This window comes from Bradyrhizobium sp. AUGA SZCCT0431, assembly GCF_018131065.1.
In the GTDB taxonomy this organism is placed as follows: Bacteria; Pseudomonadota; Alphaproteobacteria; order Rhizobiales; family Xanthobacteraceae; genus Bradyrhizobium.
In genome coordinates this window covers 1-19852 of sequence record NZ_JAFCLR010000072.1, presented here as the reverse complement: position 1 = coordinate 19852, position 19852 = coordinate 1, and the positions used below count along the sequence as shown (strand labels likewise).

Here is a 19852-nt window from a genome sequence, read left to right as displayed (position 1 = left end):
GTCCTGCACCCCGTCCGTCGCAGAGATCGTGAAGTTGCCCGTCGTCGTCGTCGTGCCGTCACCCGCACTCGACCCGTTCGGGGTCAGCCCGGCCTCGAACACCGTCGCGTCCGCGCCCGTCGCCTGCGCCGTCACCACCGCGGCGCTGTCGTCCGCACCCTGGATCGTGATCGTCAGCGTCGCCGGCGACGTGTCGCCGTCCGCGTCCTGCATCGTGTAGTGCAGCGTGTAGCTCAGGCTGCTCGCCGCCGTCAGCGCCTGCGTCGCCGCACGGCTGTCGTCCAGCGTGTAGGTCCAGGTGCCGGCGTTGTCCTGCGTCAGCACGCCGTAGCTGTTCAGCGCCGCAATCGCCGTCGCGTCGCCGGCGGCATCCCACGCCACGAAGCTCTTCGTGTCCGCGCCGGAAGCGTCGTTCGACAGAACGCTCCCCGACACCAGGCTCGCGCCGTCCTCGACCACCCCGGCAGGCCCGTCATTGGCCGCCAAGGGCACATCGTCCTGCACGGTGACGTTGACCGTCCCCGTCGTGATGTCGCCGTCAGTGTCGGTGGCAGCAACGCTCACGCTGCCGATCGAACTGATCTGCGCGCCATTCGCCAGAACATGCTGCAGATTGTCGCTCAGCGTCGCCGTCACCGTGACCGTGTTGGTTGCTCCCGCCGCAATCGAGGCCGGCGCGCTCAGGTCCAGCGTCACCGCAAGCAGCGTGTGAGCCCCATCGAGATAGCCCTTGATCTGCGTTGCCGATGCCAGATCCCAGAAGATGTCCTGACCGCCCGTCCCGTTCAGATCCGTCACCAGACCGGCAGTGCTCGTGAACGCAAACGACGTCAGATTGTCCGAACCCGCCGTAAACGACAGCGCCGGCGTGCTGTCCATTTCCGACGTCAGCCCCGGATTCGAGCCCGTCGCACCTGCCGTCAACAGCGCAGCCTCGTTGAGTTCCAGCGTCACCGTCACCGGCGTCGCCGCTACCGTCCCGTCGTTGATCGTGATCGCCTGCGTCGCCGTCGAGGTGTCGCCGTCGGCGTCCGTGATCCGATAGGTGAAGCCGGCGCTGATGCCGGAAGCATTGTTCAGGTTTGCGTTCGGATCGAACGACCAAGTGCCGTCCGCCTGGAACGTGTAAGTGCCATTGGCGTTCGACAGCACCGTCGGTCCGATCGCCGCAATCGATTGGAAGCCGCTGCCAATATTGACCGCGGTCAATGTCGCGCCGTCCGCTCCCTGCGTGTCGTTGGCCAGAAGATTGGTTCCGGGAGTGATGCCATCGGTCTCCACGACCGTCAGCCCAGGCTCCGCTGCCGCCGTCGGAACGTCGTCCACGATGGCGATATTGACCGACGACGTCGCAGAGTCGCCGTCGACGTCCGTCACAATCACGCTCAGGCTTTCGAGCAAGGTATTGTTACCTTGCACCAACGCATGCTGTTCGTTGTCAAGAAGGGTATAGCTGTAGCTTACCGTGGTGCCATTGAACCCGGTGACCGCGAACGTATTGCCGGTTGTCGTCAGGAAGGACGTGGCTGCAAAAAAGCCATTCGTGACGATGGCGTGACCATCGATCGTCAAATCGTCCAGCCCATCCGGGGTCGAAACCGTAAACGTTCCCGTCTTTGTGAGGTTGGCGGAATTCGGGCTCGAGCCGTCCGACTCGCCGACCGCCCGGCTTGCCGACAGATCGTCCTCACGGAGGATGACATCGCCGTTCTGTGCGCCGATGCCCGAGACCGCTACGCCACGATCGGAGATGCTGACGGTCAGCGTTGCGGTCGAGAAATCGCCATCGCCATCGGTCAGTGTATATGTAAACACGTCGTTGGCGACGACCGGCGCACCGTTAAAGCGCGTGTAGGTGTAGTTGCCGTTCTCGTTGATGACGAGCGTGCCGTACTGGCCGGTGACCTGGAAGTTGAACGAAGGGTCCGGAGTCGTGTCGGTGGTAACGCCGGCGATCTCGGTGATCTTCGCCCCATCGGTACCCTTGGTATCGGCATTGCCGTCGGTCGCGTTGGCGTCAGAGCCGACCGCGATATCCACGCCGGTAATCACGTTGCCGGTCGCGGTGAGAGCCGCACCGTTGGCGGAATCGACGTCGTTGACCGCAAGCGGTCCATCGTCCTGGAACTGGACTTGCAGCGCCACGCCGGACACGACGCTCGTCGAATCTCCATCAAAATCCGTAAGCGTGGCCTTGATGTGAAGGGCGGCCGTAACCGACGCTATGTCGTCGCGGGTAGCCAGGCTCGATCCGTCGAGATTGTGGGCGATCGGCTGATACTGGCCGATCCAGACGAAACCGTCGCTATCGACGTAGACCTTGAATATCTCGGTCTGGCCGACGGAGCCAACCACGGCCCCGTTTACGTCGGTGGACAGCATGATGTGGCTGCCGTCCAGCGTCGTCAGCCCGGAATCGACAGAAGTGATCGGATTCCCGGCGCTGTCGGTAATCGCGAACGAATAGGTACCCTCCTCGTCGGCGCCGACACTACCTGCGAACAACGAGCCGGTAGCAAGCACGCTGGTCGGCGATTTCGCGTAACCGATGGCATTCGCTTCAACGATCGCGCCAGGCGGAATATCAACCAATGGATTGACGTCATTGGCGGCGTTCGGATCGGCCGCGGTATTCACTCCGGGGCTCTCGTCTTCACTGATCTTGAACGTCTCGGCGACTACGGTTGTCGTCGTGATCGTTGATTCAATTCCGAAGACCTTGAACGAGCCACCGTCGGTGAACGTGACGGGGTTGCCGAGCGATGTCGTGTTGAACTGATAATCGTCGTAATTTCCGACGTTCAGCGTGTCGAAAACCGCGCCCCCCTGGCCGGAAGCGATAACCGTCGAAAGATCCGGCACGCCGTGCAGGACGTAACCCACCTGCACGCCGCCCTGGAACACGGCGGTCGCCGCGAACGGCGAGCCGTCCACTGTGAAGTTCAGCGCGACGAAATTATGGCTCACGCCGTCGGTCGCCGACACGAACACAACCGCGCTTTCGATGCCCTGGGCTTCCGCCACATCAATCTTGAAGCTGGCGGAGCCGACTTGGTAGGTATTGGTATTTGGAACACCGACAACAAAATTGCTGAGGAATTCCATTGTCAGGATCTCGGGGCCGGAATCCTGTCCCTGCGACTCGAAGCCGTCAACGCTCTGAGCATCGCCAACACCGATCTTGATGCCGGTCGTGTTGACGCTGTCATCATCGTCGTTCAGATCGACGCCACTCAGCTTGATATCATGATCGTTCTGGCCATTCATGCCGCGGACATCGGTGTTACCCGCCTGCAGCGTGTAGCTAAACGTCTCAGTGGTCGTAATCGTCGTCTCGTTCGGCGCGCGCGCCGTGATGACCGGAATATCGTCGAGCACCGAAACGGTGAACGTACCAGCACCAAGAGAAACACTGTCGCCGTCGCCGTCTGTCGCCACTACATAGGACGACAGGTCAATCACCTGGGTGTTTTCTGCGTTGTCACCAACCTGCTGGCCATCTAACGTCGGGTGGTCGACCTGGTCCTTGAGCGTGAATGTGTAAGATCCGTCTGAACTGACCGTCAGCGTGAACACTTCACGATCGCCGACGTCAAAGCCCGGCGTAAGGTTATCGACATAGCCGTGCAAGCCGTTTGCGTCGGTTACAATGAGAATTGGCTTGCCGCCCGAAGTCAGCCCACTATCGACCGCTTCGGCGACGGGCTTGAGACCGAAACTGCCAAAACCATCGGCGCCGAAATTGATCAGCGTACCGAGTGTTCCGGTCGCGGTGGCGGATTCGTTGCCATCGACTTCGCCATCGCGGGAATTGTCCAGATTGGAATCCGACAGACCCGGCGCATGCAGGCCATCTTCGTCAACGTTCGCAACAATTGACCCGGACGCGACCATAGTCGGACCGTCATCATCGAACGCGATGAACGAATTCTCGTTGCCGATCAAATCGACCTGGACTGATGAACTGACCTGATCGCCGTCACCATCGGTCGCCGTCGTGGTGAGCTGCAGGTTGAGCGTGCCCTCACCGACCAGATTCAGGAACGTCTGCTCGTCGAAGACTGATGGATTTTCCGAGCCGCCATGGTCGATCGCCAGGAACTGGTCGACCGTAATCTTGGCTGTCGCCGGATCGCTGCCACCCTCAAGGGTGATGCGGAAGGCGACGAACTCGTCGCCAGCAGCGGCCGTGCCGGCAATCCGTCCCTCAATCGTATTGGCGTCCACCTGGACAAGTACAATCGCGCGTTCGGCCGCGGAAAGGCCTTCGAGCTGAGTGCCTTCCAGCGCCGTCGCAGTGAGATTCGTAGCAACGCTTTCTCCCGAAAGAACAAGCGTCATGACGTTGCCGATGCCACCCTTCGCCCCGGCACCATCCGTTCCAAAATCGACGTTTGCGGCCGCGAACAGGTCGGCCAGCGCACCTGTCGCGGTCGACAACTCGCCGATCGCCTGGGTTCGGGCCGGCGCCGTCGACACCATGATTGTGGAAACGCCGGTGTCGTCGAGATTGCCGTTCGACGGCCCGCCATTCGATTCACCTTCGGCGCTCGGCAGCAACGCAGCGTTGTAGCGATCGGCGCCGATCGTCTCGTCGAGATTGAGTGTTGCCAGAGACGACGTCTCTCCTCCACCCTCTCCACGTGTGATCGTCGGACCGTCATCATCGAACGCGATGAACGAATTCTCGTTGCCGATCAGATTGACCTGGACCGGCGAGCTGACCTGGTCGCCGTCGCCATCGGTCGCCGTGGTGGTGAGCTGCAGGTTGAGCGTGCCCTCACCGACCAGGTTCAGGAGCGTCTGCTCGTCGAAGACTGATGGATTTTCCGAACCGCCATGGTCGATCGCCAGGAACTGGTCGACCGTAATCTTGGCTGTCGCCGGGTCGCTGCCACCCTCGAGGGTGATGCGGAAGGCGACAAACTCGTCGCCGGCAGCGGCGGTGCCGGTAATTCTTCCCTCGATCGTGTCGGCATCCACCTGAACCAGTACAATCGCCCGCTCCGCTGCAGACATGCCGGCAAGCGCGGTGCCCTCCAGCGCGGTTGCTGTCAGCGTCGTGGCAACGCTTTCTCCCGAAAGAACCAGCGTTAATACGTTGCTGATACCACTCTCCGGCCCGGCACCATCCGTTCCAAAATCGACGTTCGCGGCCGCGAACAGGTCGGCCAGCGCACCCGCCGAGGTCGACAACTCACCGATCGCCTGGCCCTGAACCGGCGTCGTCGACACCGTGATTGTGGAAACGCCAGTGTCGTCGAGACTGCCGTTCGACGGCCCGCCATTCGATTCACCTTCGGCGCTCGGCAGCAACGCAGCATTGTAGCGATCGGCGCCGATCGTCTCGTCGAGATTGAGTGTTGCCAGAGACGACGTTTCTCCGCCCTCTCCATGTGTGACCGTAGGGCCGTCATCATCGAACGCGATGAACGAGTTCTCGTTGCCGATCAAATTGACCTGGACTGATGAACTGGCCTGATCGCCGTCGCCATCGGTGACCGTGGTGGTGAGCTGCAGGTTGAGCGTGCCCTCGCCGACCAGATTCAGGAACGTCTGCTCGTCCAGAACTGACGGATTCTCCGAACCGCCATGGTCGATCGCCAGGAACTGGTCGACCGTGATCTTGGCTGTCGCCGGATCGCTGCCACCCTCAAGCGTGATGCGGAAGGCAACAAACTCGTCGCCAAGAGCGGCGGTGCCGACGATACGTCCTTCGAGCGTGTTGGCGTCCACCTGAACCAGTACAATCGCGCGTTCGGCTGCGGACAACCCCTCTAGCGCGGTGCCTTCCAGCGCAGTCGCCGTCAGAGTCGTGGCGACGCTTTCTCCCGAAAGCACCAGCGTTAATGCGTTACTGATGCCACCCTGCGGCCCGGCACCATCCGTTCCAAAATCGACATTTGCGGCCGCGAACAGGTCGGCCAGCGCACCTGTCGCGGTCGACAACTCACCGATCGCCTGGGTTTGGGTCGGCGTCGTTGACACCGTGATAGTGGAAACGCCGGTGTCGTCGAGACTGCCGTTCGCCGGCCCGCCATTCGATTCACCTTCGGCGCTCGGCAGCAACGCGGCGTTGTAGCGATCGGCGCCGATCGTCTCGTCGAGATTGAGTGTTGTCAGAGACGGGGTCTCTCCGCCCTCTCCACGTGTGATCGTCGGGCCGTCATCGTCGAACGCGATGAACGAAATCTCGTTGCTGATCAGATTGACCTGGACCGGCGAGCTGACCTGGTCGCCGTCACCATCGGTGACCGTGGTGGTAAGCTGCAGGTTGAGCGTACCCGCACCAACCAGACGCAGGAACGCCTGCTCGTCGAAGATTGATGGATTCTCCGAACCGCCATGGTCGATCGCCATGAACTGGTCGACCGTAATCTTCGCTGTAGCCGGATCGCTGCCACCTTCAAGGGTGATACGGAAGGCGACAAACTCGTCGCCGGCAGCGGCGGTGCCGGCAATCCTGCCCTCGATCGTGTCGGCATCCACCTGAACCAGTACGATCGCCCGCTCGGCTGCGGACATGCCGGCAAGCGCGGTGCCCTCCAGCGCGGTTGCCGTCAGGGTCGTACCAACGGTCCCTGCCGAAAGCACCAGCGTCAAGACGTTGCTGACACCGCCGTTTGCTCCCGGGCCATCGGTCCCAAAGGCAATATTTGCAGCAGGGAACAAAGCAGCCAGCGCACCCGCCGAGGTCGACAACTCACCGATCGCCTGGCCCTGGACCGGTGCCGTCGACACCGTGATTGTGGAAACGCCGGTGTCGTCGACGATTCCGTTCGACGGTCCGCCGTTCGACTCGGATTCACCCGAATTGTAGCGGTCGGTCTGCGGACTCTCGCCCTGGCCGATTGTTTCATCGAGTTCAAGAAACCCCGCCGACGAAGGCCGCTCACCGCCGTCATCGCGGCTGATGCTCGGGCCGTCGTCGAGGAATGCCACGCCCAACGAATTGGACGACACCGCCGTCGCGGAAAATCCGAGACTGTCGGTAACGGTCTGCTGAACGAAGACCACGTTGGCGAGTGAGGCGATGTCGTTTGGATCTGACGTTCCGCCATGCTGGATCGCCTCGTACTGGGCGACATTGAGTAGGAGCGTGTCGGGATCCAGATAGATTTGGAATGCGACCGCACCGCCCGCGTTGGCCACGTTGCCGTTACCTTCGCGACCAACGATCAGATTGCCCTCGGTGAAGAGGAAAATCGTGTTTCCGGTGATCGTCGCCTGTAGCCCGGAGGCTACGCCATTGAACGCTCCGCCCGACGCAGTTGTCAGCGCATAGGTGACGGACCCTGCTCCGTTTGTCCCAAAATCTGCTGTCGTGGAAGCAATTTCCGAAACGGAGTTCTGCGCCCAACCGATCAGTCCATTTTGTTGGAATACCGAAGGCAGCGCGCTTCCCTGATCGTTCGCGCCAGACGCGATTTGAACATCAAAGGTTTCGTCATGTATCAGCAATGTATTCGAGAGCGTGAAGCCCGCAGAAGGCGCCGTTGTTATCGGCGTATCATTCGGCAGTCCTGCAAACTGCTGCAGAGCCGAAGCAAAATTGCCGAGCGACTCCTGCCCGAGGAGGTCGAGCGGACCGCCCGTGCTCAGCGGATCGACAGCGCTGTTGCTGAAGTTCGCTCCGCTCCCCTGAGCATTGCCATTGCCTTCACCGGCCGCAGGCAGGACGGACTGATCCGTCGTGATCGGAAACAGGCTCGCGAATTCGCTGACCGAAACGTCCCGACCCGGCGCCACCTCGACCGAGAGATTGTTAAGGGCGTCATGCCTTGAATCGAAGAACGGCTCGACCGTCACCGTCGACTTGTTGTCGAACAGGATGATCAGCTTTTCGCCTACACGTACGAGCGTGATCTTTTCGTTGGCAATGCCGGAGAAGTCGACTTTGACCTTCAGATCGTATCCGAGATTGACGACGACGGCCTGTTCACCAAGGGGTTTTGTTAGCCTGAAGATGCGCGGCGCCGCGTTGTTGTTGCCGATTCCCACGCCAGAAGCCTGAGCAACCTGAAAAGGTCCGTTCATGAAATATCTCCGAAGCGAAAGGCAGGCGTTTGAATCAAGGATCTAGAAAAGTGGCTTCAAAATTGAGCGTTAAGGTATTGTTAACCGCAAGGAGGGTCAACAAAACTGTTTGGTTAATCAATGCTTTCAGTGTGATTGTAGTAAAGACAGCGCACCCGAAGTGAGTCCGCCAGGCAGATCGGGAAAAACCAGTAAAACTACGGGTCAACCAAGGTACGGTCGTTCACGCCCTTAACCTCTTGTTTTTGTTCAATGGAGCACCCGCCGCGCACATTCTTGCCGGCATATCCGGCGTGGCTTTGGCGTCCCAATGTCGCAACCAGCGCACGATCGACCAGTCGAAACACGTGCCCATCGACACAGATGAACCAAGGACTGCACGACGGTGACCCTGGGAATGCCTCGATTGGCCTTCTCCAAGACTCGGGAAGGGTGACGGGCTAAGCCTGCGATTGTTCAGGCTGCGGCTACCAAATCGATCGTCGCCAAAGCAGACGGTCAGGCTAAATCAGCGAACCATGACCGGGTAAAACTGGCAGAACAACGAGTCGGCGGAGTACTTCGTTTCCGCCATGGAGCCCCCTCGATGCCCGCACTATCGCTGGCACTTAGCATGATTTTCGCATCCTCAATTGGCGTCGCCAGCGCGCAGACTCAAACGATCGAACGCTCGGTCAAGGCGTTGACAACAAGGGCGCGCAAAAAGCGGATCTGCCTAAACGTCCTCCCCAACTGCACGTCGGGTACCTTGCCGACCATTCGGCTGGCCAGCCCCCAACCTCGAGAAAGGTCACGGTCAAAACTCCGGAAGTGAAGGCCACCAACTAAAAAGCGTGCCTTGCGCTCGAAGTGCCGGCCGACGTCGCGTTCTACAAATCACCGCCGGAATTCGTGGGCGTTGTTTTGACGATCGAAGTCAAGTACCCGCGGGCGAACGCAAATCCTAAAATTCCAGTGAGCGTATCTGGGGTTGGGGCACAGCAGAGATCTTACCGCCAGGTGAGCGATGGATGTGGCTTTGCGTCGGGCCCGGCTGGGACCTGGGCCAACACGCACACCGGGCAGACTGCCGAAGATACGTTTGACCTTTTGAGCGATTCTTGCTCTGTTGATCCATATTTTACAGCTTGGGGGCAGCGATGGGCGCGGGATTTGGCAAGTTTGTATTGATTGCAGCCTGCTTCGGATTGGCTGTTGGCATCGGTCCGCAGCCGAGCGCCGCTGCGGACCTCGGCTTGATGACGACGGGCCGAGGCGGCTGTTCCGAAATTGTCTTCACTTGCGAGAACGGCCGGGAGTATCCGCTTTGTCCGATCGCCGTAAGTGTCGTTGGTGAGGTTGTTACCGCTTCCCTGTTCACTTCGCCACGCCGCTCGATGCATGTGCGGCTTGTCCCGATGGGTGTGGGGTATCGCTATGCAGGCCGAGGGCTCTGGTTGGACGGCTTCAGGGAAAACGCGCTGCTGAACTTCGGCAAGCACAACCAGGTCGCTTGTACGATTCAGCGTTCCTGATCTGATCAAGAAATCAGCTTCCAGAGCGAACTGAGAATGACCAGACGCGCAATCTGGTATTAACCCCGTGTTCGCAAGACCACGCGACGCGATCGCGGATACATGTACGCCTTGGGATTAACATAGACCGGACAGTGATTGTCCCAATGATATTGCTGCCAATTCCACTTCCAGCACCCGGATTGTATCTCGGGGTCATATCCCCAATTCAGGCGATACGGTTCATCTCCGAAGGGATAGGTGCCGCAGTAGGCGCCGCTGCTTGAAAGAACAACAATCGAAAAAGCCGCGCCAATAATTGCAAAGAATGATTTTTGCATAAAAAACCTCGATACTGGAGGGTGCTCACCAAAGAGTGCCAAATGGCCTGACGCTTATCAAGCGCTTTGGTGATCCCTAGACCGCCGTTCTGGAACGGCCGCTTTTAGCGCGGCTTTTGTTTCACCTGGGGGGACTGCCCTCGTCTATGGCTTCGCTTGATGACCGAGCCTCCGAGGAGCCGGCGCGGTGACTCCGGCAATGCTTGGTACGCCAACCTCTTCCATCCGGCCAGCTTTGTCAGTCCGACCGTCCTTCAAATGTTTCAACCTCAGTTCGAGCGGATTGTACCTCGCCTTCATCGTCACCCGGCGTGGAACGCCGTGGACCAAGGGCGCACTGGGGACCGAATTCGTGGCGGTGGCCAAACGGGCGTGGTCGGGAAGTCCGCCCACGGCATGCGGAAGGCCGCCGCGACCGGGGCCGCCGAGAACGGGGCGACCGAGCGGGAACTTGAGGCCATCTTCGGCTGGTCCGGGGGGCGAATGGCGACCCTCTACACCAAAAGCGCGAACCGCGGCAGGCTTGCCGCGGGGGCCATCGGCAAGTTAGACCGTTCCGAGACCGAAAAAAGAACGTCTCTCCCCGCACCTATGGCTGAGGTGCGGGCGGGAAACCGGAAACGCCAATAAAATCAGCCTCTTAATTTTTAGATAGAAGACGGACCCATGCTTCGAGGAATACGCAAAGCCTCATCAAACTGGCTCGGCAAGGCCATCATGAGCGTCGTGATGGGCGTGTTGATTCTCAGCTTTGCTGTCTGGGGCATCGCCGACATCTTCAAGGGCTTTGGGCAGTCGACGCTGGCCAAGATCGGCAAGACCGAAATCTCGACCGAGCAATTCCGCCAGATCTACACCGACAAGCTCCAGCAACTCGGCCGTCAGTTCGGCCGTCCGCTGACCCAGGAGCAAGCCCGCTTGTTTGGGCTTGATCGTCAGGTCCTGCAGCAGACCATCGCGGAAGCCGCCCTCGACGAGGAGGCGCGGCGCATGGGCCTTGCCCAGTCGGATGCCGAGGCCATGCGGGTTATCTACAACGATCCCGCTTTCAAGGGATTGGGCGGCAATTTCGATCCGGCGCGCTTCCAGGCCACGATCCGCCAGTTCGGTTACACCGAGCAGCGCTACCTCGCCGAGCGGCGGCGCCTGGGCTTGCGGCGCCAGATCGCGGACACTGTCACGGCCGGGCTCGAGCCGCCGAAGCTCATGATCGATGCCTTGACCCGGTACCAGAACGAGCAGCGCACGGTCGACTACATCAAACTCGACGCCGCGCAGGCCGGCACCATCGACACGCCCTCGCCCGAGACGCTCGCCGCCTATTTCGAAGACCACAAGACCCAGTTCCGCGCACCCGAATTTCGCAAACTGTCGTTCATCGTGATCAGCCCCGAGGAACTCGGCAAATGGTCCGAAGTCTCCGACGAGGATGCGAAGAAGGTATTTGAGCAGAGCCGCAACCGGATCGGTACGCCCGAGAAGCGCGAAGTGCAGCAGATGGTGTTTCAAAACGCCGAGGAAGCCCTCACCGCGCGCAGCCGCATCACATCCGGAATGTCGTTCGACGACGTCGCCAAGGAACACAACGCCAATCTTGTTGACCTCGGCATGACGGCAAAATCCGCCATCATCGATCCGGCCATCGCCGACGCGGCGTTCGCGCTGCCCTCCGGCGAGGTGAGCCAGCCGATAAAAGGCCAGTTCGTCGTGGCGCTGGTCAAGGTCGGCAAGATCGAACCGGCTACGACGCCTTCCTATGAAAGCGTCGCGGCGCAGATAAAAAAGGAAATCGCGACCGAGCGGGCGCGCGGCAAGGTTGCCGATCTCCACAACAAGATGGAAGACGAGCGCGGCGGCGGCGCCAGCGTGGTCGAAGCCGCCCAGAAGCTCGGACTGACTGCAGTCACCATCGAGGCCGTCGACCGCTCGGGCCGCGGCCCTGACGGCCAGCCGGTCGGCAATATTCCGCGCGGTCTCGATGTGGTCTCGCAAGCCTTCGCAAGCAATGTCGGCGTCGACAACGATCCGATCCAGTTTGCCGGCGGCTATGTCTGGTACGACGTTATCGGCGTTACGCCGTCGCGTGAACGCAACCTCGACGAGGTCCGCGCCCAGGTCGAAACCAAGTGGCGCGAAGACCAGATCTCGACCAAGCTGCGCGCGAAGGCGACCGAGATGGTCGGCAAGCTCGAGCGTGGCGGCACCTTGGCCGAAGAAGCCGCGTCGATCGGCTCGAAGGTCGAAACCGCAACCGGCTTCCGGCGCGACGCCGCTCCATCCGGCGTGCCCTCGAGCCTCATCACCGCGGCGTTTCGCACTGCCAAGGATGGCGCCGGACAAACCGCCGGCACCGGGGGCAGCGAATGGATCGTGTTCCGCGTCACCGATGTCAGCATGCCCTCGGTCAACGTCGCTGCCGACGAGGTCAAAAAACTGAAGGAGACGCTGCTGCGGGGCCTCACCGACGAACAGGTCGCGCAGTATGTCACGAAGATCGAGTCCGAGATCGGCACGACCATCAACCAGGCGGCCTTCGCACAGGTGACGGGCGCAAACAATTGAGCATGATCCGGAATAGTGGGCACCGGTTTTCCCTCGACAAACGCGTAGCGTTTGCTCGGAGATCATGCTCAAAAAACAAGACGTCCCAATCCTGAAAGCAACGCGATGGACGACCTCAAATCAATCATCGGAAAAGTCGCCACCGGTGCGACGCTGTCGCGTGAGGAGGCCGCCTCCGCCTTCGACAGCATGATGTCCGGCGAGGCGACGCCCTCGCAGATGGGCGGATTGCTGATGGCGCTGCGGGTGCGCGGCGAGACGGTTGACGAGATCACCGGCGCGGTGTCGGCGATGCGCGGCAAGATGCTGCGGGTCAAGGCACCGGCAGAGGCCGTCGACGTGGTCGGCACCGGCGGCGACGGTTCCGGTTCGGTGAACGTGTCGACCTGCGCCTCCTTCATTGTCGCGGGCGCCGGCGTGCCCGTCGCCAAACACGGCAACCGCGCGCTGTCTTCGCGCTCGGGAGCGGCCGACGTATTGGCCTCGCTCGGTGTCAGGATCGATCTTTCGCCCGACCAGGTCGGCCGTTGCGTACAGGAAGCCGGCATCGGTTTCATGTTCGCGCCCGCGCACCATCCGGCCATGAAGAACGTCGGCCCGACCCGGGTCGAACTCGCCACGCGCACGATCTTCAACCTGCTCGGACCGCTGTCCAACCCGGCCGGCGTCAAGCGGCAAATGGTCGGCGTATTCTCGAGGCACTGGGTGCTGCCGCTCGCGCAGGTGCTGAAGAACCTCGGCTCCGAGTCGGTCTGGGTGGTGCACGGCTCCGACGGCCTCGACGAGATCACCCTCACCGGCCCGAGTTTTGTCGCAAGCCTCGAGAACGGCAATGTCCGTACCTTCGAAGTGACGCCGGAAGAGGCCGGCCTGACACGCGTCGGCGGCGAAGCGTTGAAGGGCGGCGACGCCGACGCCAACGCGGTGGCGCTGCAAAGCGTGCTCAACGGCAAACCGAGCGCGTATCGCGACGTCGCTCTCCTGAACGCCGCGGCGGCGCTGATCGTCGCCGGCCGCGCCAGGGATTTGAAGGAAGGCATCGCGCTGGGCACCAAATCGCTCGACGGCGGTGCTGCCGCTACAAAACTCAAGCATTTGATCGCGGTGTCCAACGGCTGACCGCGGGAGCGCCTGACATGTCCGACATCCTGAGCAAGATCGAGACTTACAAGCGCGAGGAGATCGCCGCCGCCAAGCGTGCGCATCCGCTGGCAAGCCTTGAAGCGCTGGCCAAAACCGCGCCGCCGCCGCGCGGCTTTTTGCATGCGATCCGTGAAAAGCTTGATCGCGGCGACTATGCGCTGATCGCGGAGGTGAAGAAGGCCTCGCCCTCCAAGGGGCTGATCCGCGCCGATTTCGATCCGCCGGCATTGGCAAAAGCCTATGAAGCCGGTGGGGCGGCGTGTCTGTCGATCCTGACCGATACGCCCTCGTTCCAGGGCCACCTCGATTTCATGGTTGCGGCGCGTGCGGCGACCAATTTGCCGGTGCTGCGCAAGGATTTCCTGTTCGACACCTATCAGGTGGTCGAGGCCCGCGCCCATGGCGCCGACTGCATCCTGATCATCATGGCCGCACTTGATGACGGCACGGCCAGAGATCTGGAAGATGCCGCCATCGCGCATGGCATGGACGTGCTGATCGAAATCCACGACCGCGCTGAGCTCGATCGCGCGCTAAAGCTTCGCTCGCCGATGATCGGCGTCAATAACCGCAATTTGCGCACCTTCGAGACCACGCTGGTGACGAGCGAGGCGCTCGCGCCGCTGATCCCTGGGGATCGCCTGATGGTCGGCGAAAGCGGCATCTTTGCGCCCGCAGACTTGGCGCGCCTCGCGCGCGTCGGCATGTCGACCTTCCTGGTCGGCGAGAGCCTGATGCGCCAGGCCGACGTCACTGCGGCGACGCGGGCGTTGCTGGCCCGTACCGACATGCCGCGCGCCACCGGGACGCGCTAGGCGATGGCGCGGAAGGCTTCCAAAGGCGGCGCCCTCACCCACATCGATGCATCGGGCGAAGCGCGGATGGTCGACGTGTCGGCCAAACCCGCCACCGAACGCATCGCCGTGGCCGAAGGCCGCGTGGTCATGAGCAAGGCGACGCTCGAACTGATCGTCTCCGGTAACGCCAAAAAGGGCGACGTGCTGGGCACCGCCCGCATTGCCGGCATCATGGCGGCCAAGCGTACGTCGGATTTGATCCCGCTGTGCCATCCGCTGGCGCTATCGAAGGTCACGCTCGACATTACGCCCGACAGGAAATTGCCCGGCTGCGTCGTCCGCGCCACCGTGAAGGTCACCGGGCCGACCGGCGTCGAGATGGAAGCGCTGACGGCGGTGTCGGTCGCGTGCCTGACGATCTACGACATGATCAAGGCAGTCGAGCGCGGTGTGCGGATCGAAGGCATTCATCTGGTCGAGAAAAAGGGCGGCAAGTCCGGACATTACCGCGCCGGGGACTGATCGCAATCGGCGGGGAAACACGGTTCAGTCCGCCGGTCGTGACCGAGTCACAATGATTTATCCGGCGTTGCGTTGCCGCTCGCGATAGCTGCGTGTTTTCATCCGGTTCCCGCACAGCGATGACATGCACCAGCGCCGCGTCGATGGTTTCGAGCGGTCGAAAAACACCCGGCGGCATTCGTCAGACGCGCACATTTTCAGCCGATCAAGAGTTCCATTTCTGGAACCGTCATGGAGTTCTGCGACAATCGGCGACAGTCCTGCGAGCGTATCTTCGCGCGCCGCCCGCAGCACCATGCCGTCATCCCCTGCGGCCACGACCAGCGGAAAGTATTTCAGCGCTTTGCTCAGCGCGCGAACTGCATCCTTGTTTCCGCGCCGCTCCAGCGGATCGCACTGCAGATAGTCGCGCACCAACGTCCGCAGTTCGATCACGGTTGCAAACATCGCCGGCGTGATCTTCACGCTGGCGGGCGCCAGCCCGCGCTGCGACATCCACCTCGCGAGCTCCCGCGCGCCGGTCAGTTCATCGCCTTGCGGATGTGGCACGCCGTGATGCGTGAAGTGCCTGACGTCGAGCGTATTGGCGAACTCATAGAGATTGGCCAGCTCGTCCGGAACGCCGAACTTTTTTGATTCCCGCGACATCGACACCAGTAAAGCAGATTTACCGGTTGACAGCAAGAGACACCAGTATAATCAATATACCGGTGTTTTGCCCGCAACCGTTTCGAGAGGAACCCGCCATGAGCCACGAGGCAACCTGGTCCCGTACGGAGATCTTTTACGGCTGGTTCGTCGTGGCCGCCGCATTCGCGGTGACCTTTGTCGGCTTTGGCTGCGCCTATACGTTCAGCGCGTTCCTGGAATCGCTGCAGCGCGATTTCGGCGCCTCGCGCGGCTCGGTCTCGCTGGTATTTTCGCTCGCGGGCTTTCTCTATTTTGCCTTGGGCATCGTCAGCGGCCCCCTCGCCGACCGCTACGGCTCCCGCCGCCTCGCGCTGGCAGGCATGCTGCTGATCGGCGCCGGGCTTGCCGCGGCGGGTGCCGCACGCAATTTGCTCGAGGTCTATGCCGCTTACGGCCTCGGTGTCGGACTTGGCATCGGCTGCGCCTATGTGCCCGCGGTCGGCGCGGTGCAACGATGGTTCGTGCGGCGGCGCGGCTTTGCCTCCGGTCTTGCGGTGAGCGGGATCGGCGTGGGTACGCTGGTGATGCCGCCGCTGGCGACGCTCCTGATCGAGACGCTGGGATGGCGCGGCGCTTACCTGGCGCTCGGCGCCCTGGCCGCTATCGTTGGCGGCGGGATGGCGCTGTTGCTGGAGAACGATCCGCGCGCCCGCGGCCTCAACCCCGACGGCGATGCGGTCTTGCCGGGCGCCATACCGGCGCAGACGGAGGGCGCCACGGTCAGCGAGGCGATCCGCTCACCACACTTCATTTCGCTTTATGCCGCCTGCCTGATCTGCTCGTTCGGCCTGTTCGTGCCGTTCGTGCACCTCGTTCCCTATGCCGGGGATCACGGCGTTGCGGCCTCCTCCGCGGTGCTGCTGCTCGGTGTCATCGGCATCGGTTCTACCGCCGGCCGCTTCTTCCTCGGCGGGCTCGCCGACCGGATCGGCCGCCAAACCGCCCTGCTGCTGCTCTTCATCGGCATGGCAGGCGCGCTGGCGATCTGGCTGGTCTCGACGAATTTCTGGCAGCTCGCCGGATTCGCCTTCGTCTACGGCATGATCTACGGCGCGTGGGTCGCAGTGCTTCCGGCCGTGGTGATGGATTATTTCGGCGGACGCAACGTCAGCGGCATTATCGGCATCCTCTACACCAGCGTCGCGTTCGGCACCCTGATCGGTCCCAGCACCGCCGGCTACGCATTCGATCTGACGGGCGATTATACCCTGCCGATCCTGGCCGGCGTCGCCGCCAACATCATCGCCGCCGCTATCGTCGCAATCATGTTCCGCCCGACCCGCGTACCCCTTCGGAACTAGGCCCTGCCGAGGTTGTCATGGGCAGCACTCGCTACCTGGCTAACGTTTCGTTAACCAGGCTTGCTAACGTCAATTCCATCTCGGCGCGGTAGCAAAGTCACGGGCCGGAAGCACGCAATACTGCTTCCGGGATTATTTCCTGGCAGCGATCTCGTTCAATGGGTTCAGTCAACACCGCCTCATTCACGATCAAGCCCATCTTTCGCGGCGGTCCGATCCGATGGCTGATCCTGGGCGGTGTGCTGCTGATCGCCGCGATCGCGATCGGCGCGACCATCATGGCCGGCAATTTCCGCGAACGCGCGCTGCGCAACAGCGAGCGCGAGCTGGAAAACACGGTGCTGCTGCTGGCGCGGCACTTCGATCAACAGCTCGAAGATTTCGAGGTCGTCCAAAAGGACCTCATCACTTTCATGCGCACCAACGGGATCGCCACGCTGGAGAACTACAAGCGTCGGATGTCCACCGAGGAAATCCATCTGATGCTGAAGTCCAAGATGGACGCGTTGTCCTATGTCGGCAGCGTCAACGTCCTGGACGCCGACGGCCAGCTGATCAATTCGTCGGCCGCCTGGCCCGTACCGCCCGTCAATGTGGCGGACCGGGCTTACTTCAGAACTTTCAAGTCCAGCCCCGATTCTCCGGCGATGCTGATCGAGGCCGTCCACAGCCGCATCACCGGCGCCTGGACCACTGTGATCCTGCGCAAGGTCACCGGACCGAACGGCGAATTCCTGGGCGCGATCGGCCGAGGCATCGAACCGGCCAATTTCGAGAGGTTCTTTGGCACGGTGGCGCTCGGCCCTGACGCCGCGATCGCCATGCACCACCGCGACGGCACGCTGCTCGCCCGTTATCCACACGCGCAGGATTTGATCGGCAAGAACTTCAAGACCGGCCCGGCCCGCCAGCAACAGGTCTTCAACCAGGACCATACGACGTCCCGCCTGACCAGTCCGCTCGACGACAAGGACCGCGTGATCTCCTCCCGCGCGCTGAGCAAATTTCCAATCGTGATCGTCGCGTCGACGACGACATCCGCAGCGCTCGCCGACTGGCGTGAGCAGATCAGCCTCCTGATCGCGGTGGCGGGCCTGTCCGTGCTGGCGATTGCCGTGCTGTTGTTTCTGGTGGTGCGCAAGCTCTCGCAGCAGCACCGCGCGTCGCGGCAGCGGCTGACGCTGGAAAAACAGCGGCTCGACACCGCCGTCAACAACATGACGCAAGGCCTGTTGCTGTTCGATTCCTCGCAGCGCCTCGTCATCTGCAACCAGCGCTATCTCGACATGTACGGCCTGTCGGCCGAGATCGTGAAGCCGGGCTGCAGTTTCCGCGACGTGATCGCGCATCGAAAACAGACCGGATCGTTCACCGGCGACGTCGACCGGTATGTCGTGCGGGTACTGCGCGACGTCGGGCTGCGCAACGCGATGATCATCACGACGCCCGACGGACGTTCGGTCCAGGTCGTCAACGAACCGCTGGCGGATGGCGGATGGGTGGCCACCCATGAAGACGTTACCGAACAACGCCAGGCCGAGGAGCGCATCACCTACCTCGCCCATTACGACGCGTTGACCGATCTGCCGAACCGCACGCTGTTCCACGAACAACTCAAGCAGGAATTGCCTCACGTCGCGGCCGACCGGCAGCTTGCCGTGCTCTATATCGACATCGACGAGTTCAAGAGCATCAACGACTCGCTTGGACACATGATCGGCGACGAGTTGCTCAAGGCCGTCGCGGACAGCCTCCGTGCTTGCGTGCGCGAGACCGATTTCGTGGCGAGGCTCGGCGGCGACGAATTCGCCATCGTGCAGACCGGGGTGACGGGCGCCGACGAGGTCACCGAACTCGTCCACCGCATCTATGATGCGATCCGGGCTCCTTACGAATGCCTCGGCCATCAGGTGACCACCGACGCCTCGATCGGCATCGCGCTGGCGCCGCAGGACGGTTCCGACCTCGACCAGATCCTGAAGAACGCGGATCTGGCGATGTACGCCGCCAAGGCCGCCGGCCGCCGCACCCATCGTTTCTTCCAGCCGGAAATGGACGCCCAGGTGCGCGCCCGCCGCGTGCTGGAAATGGACCTGCGACAGGCCATCGTCGATGGCGGCTTCGAGGTTTATTACCAGCCGTGTCTGGACCTGCGGGACGGCAGGATCACCGGCTGCGAAGCGCTGGTGCGCTGGCGCCATCCGGAGCGCGGCATCATCTCGCCGGCCGATTTCGTGCCGATCGCCGAAGAGACCGGCCTGATCAATCAGCTCGGCGAGTGGGTGCTGACCACCGCGTGCGCCGAGGCCGCGACCTGGCCGGACGATGTCCATCTTGCGGTCAACGTTTCGCCGGTACAGTTCAAGAGCGGCACGCTGGCGCTGAAGGTGATGGCAGCCCTTGGGGCGTCGGGCCTGGCCGCGGGCCGCCTGGAACTCGAAATCACCGAAGCGGTGCTGATCCGCGACGACGATGCGGCGCTTGCCATCCTGCACCAGCTTCGCGCCATCGGGGTCAGAATCGCGCTCGACGATTTCGGGACCGGCTATTCCTCGCTGAGCTATCTGAAGCGCTTCCCATTCGACAAGATCAAGATCGACCGCTGCTTCGTCACCGATATCGCCGAGCCGGAAGGGTCGGCCAGCATCGTCGAGGCGGTGGTGAACATCGCCGCCGCGCGCCACATGACGACGACGGCGGAAGGCGTCGAGACCGAGCAGCAGCGTGAATTGCTGCGCGCGCTCGGCTGTTCGGAGATGCAGGGCTATCTGTTCAGCCCGCCACGGCCCGGCGCCGACATCAAGCCCCTGCTGCTCGCGCACCGGCCGATGCCTGCCACCGCGAGCCCTGTGCGCTCCCGCAGGCGCAAGCCCGCCGCCTAGAACGCTCTAGGTGGTGTGGACTCTAAGGATTCCCTTTTAAGAGCAAATCAGATTCAAGGCTGCTTTTGGGGAGGCAGTCTTGGG

9 protein-coding genes are annotated in these 19852 nt (G+C 62.0%); 7 read left to right on the top strand and 2 right to left on the bottom strand.

Annotation, left to right across the window (positions count from 1 at the left end; all coding sequences use genetic code 11):
* The coding region (locus tag JQ567_RS37100; RefSeq protein ID WP_212443408.1) for a DUF5801 repeats-in-toxin domain-containing protein at positions 1-8037 on the bottom strand (8037 nt) is incomplete at its 3' end.
* A gap of 1139 nt (positions 8038-9176) precedes the next feature.
* Between JQ567_RS37100 and JQ567_RS37095 the strand changes: the two genes are divergently transcribed.
* The 5 genes from JQ567_RS37095 (at position 9177) to moaC (ending at position 14895) form a co-directional block, all read left to right on the top strand.
* On the top strand, positions 9177-9551 hold the full coding sequence (locus JQ567_RS37095; protein ID WP_249165982.1) for a hypothetical protein: 375 nt from the start codon (positions 9177-9179) through the stop codon (positions 9549-9551).
* A 986-nt stretch (positions 9552-10537) separates the two neighbouring features.
* Entirely contained in the window at positions 10538-12433 is a 1896-nt protein-coding gene (locus tag JQ567_RS37090; protein ID WP_212443407.1) for a peptidylprolyl isomerase, read from the top strand.
* 105 nt (positions 12434-12538) lie between these two features.
* Positions 12539-13552, top strand: coding sequence for an anthranilate phosphoribosyltransferase (gene trpD, locus JQ567_RS37085; protein ID WP_212443406.1), 1014 nt, complete (start codon positions 12539-12541; stop codon positions 13550-13552).
* A gap of 17 nt (positions 13553-13569) precedes the next feature.
* Positions 13570-14391 carry an indole-3-glycerol phosphate synthase TrpC gene (trpC, locus tag JQ567_RS37080; RefSeq protein ID WP_212443405.1) on the top strand — a complete coding sequence of 274 codons (822 nt, stop codon included), beginning with the start codon at positions 13570-13572 and terminating at the stop codon, positions 14389-14391.
* A gap of 3 nt (positions 14392-14394) precedes the next feature.
* On the top strand, positions 14395-14895 hold the full coding sequence (moaC, locus tag JQ567_RS37075) for a cyclic pyranopterin monophosphate synthase MoaC (protein WP_212392251.1): 501 nt from the start codon (positions 14395-14397) through the stop codon (positions 14893-14895).
* A gap of 57 nt (positions 14896-14952) precedes the next feature.
* Here moaC and JQ567_RS37070 read toward each other — a convergent pair whose 3' ends face one another.
* Entirely contained in the window at positions 14953-15543 is a 591-nt protein-coding gene (locus tag JQ567_RS37070; RefSeq protein ID WP_212443404.1) for a CGNR zinc finger domain-containing protein, read from the bottom strand.
* 98 nt (positions 15544-15641) lie between these two features.
* Here JQ567_RS37070 and JQ567_RS37065 point away from each other — a divergent pair, with 98 nt between their 5' ends.
* A complete protein-coding gene (locus JQ567_RS37065; protein WP_212443403.1) occupies positions 15642-16886 on the top strand; it encodes an MFS transporter in 1245 nt (414 codons plus the stop codon).
* A 158-nt stretch (positions 16887-17044) separates the two neighbouring features.
* On the top strand, positions 17045-19768 hold the full coding sequence (locus JQ567_RS37060; RefSeq protein WP_212443402.1) for an EAL domain-containing protein: 2724 nt from the start codon (positions 17045-17047) through the stop codon (positions 19766-19768).
* The last annotated feature ends 84 nt before the right edge of the window (positions 19769-19852 follow it).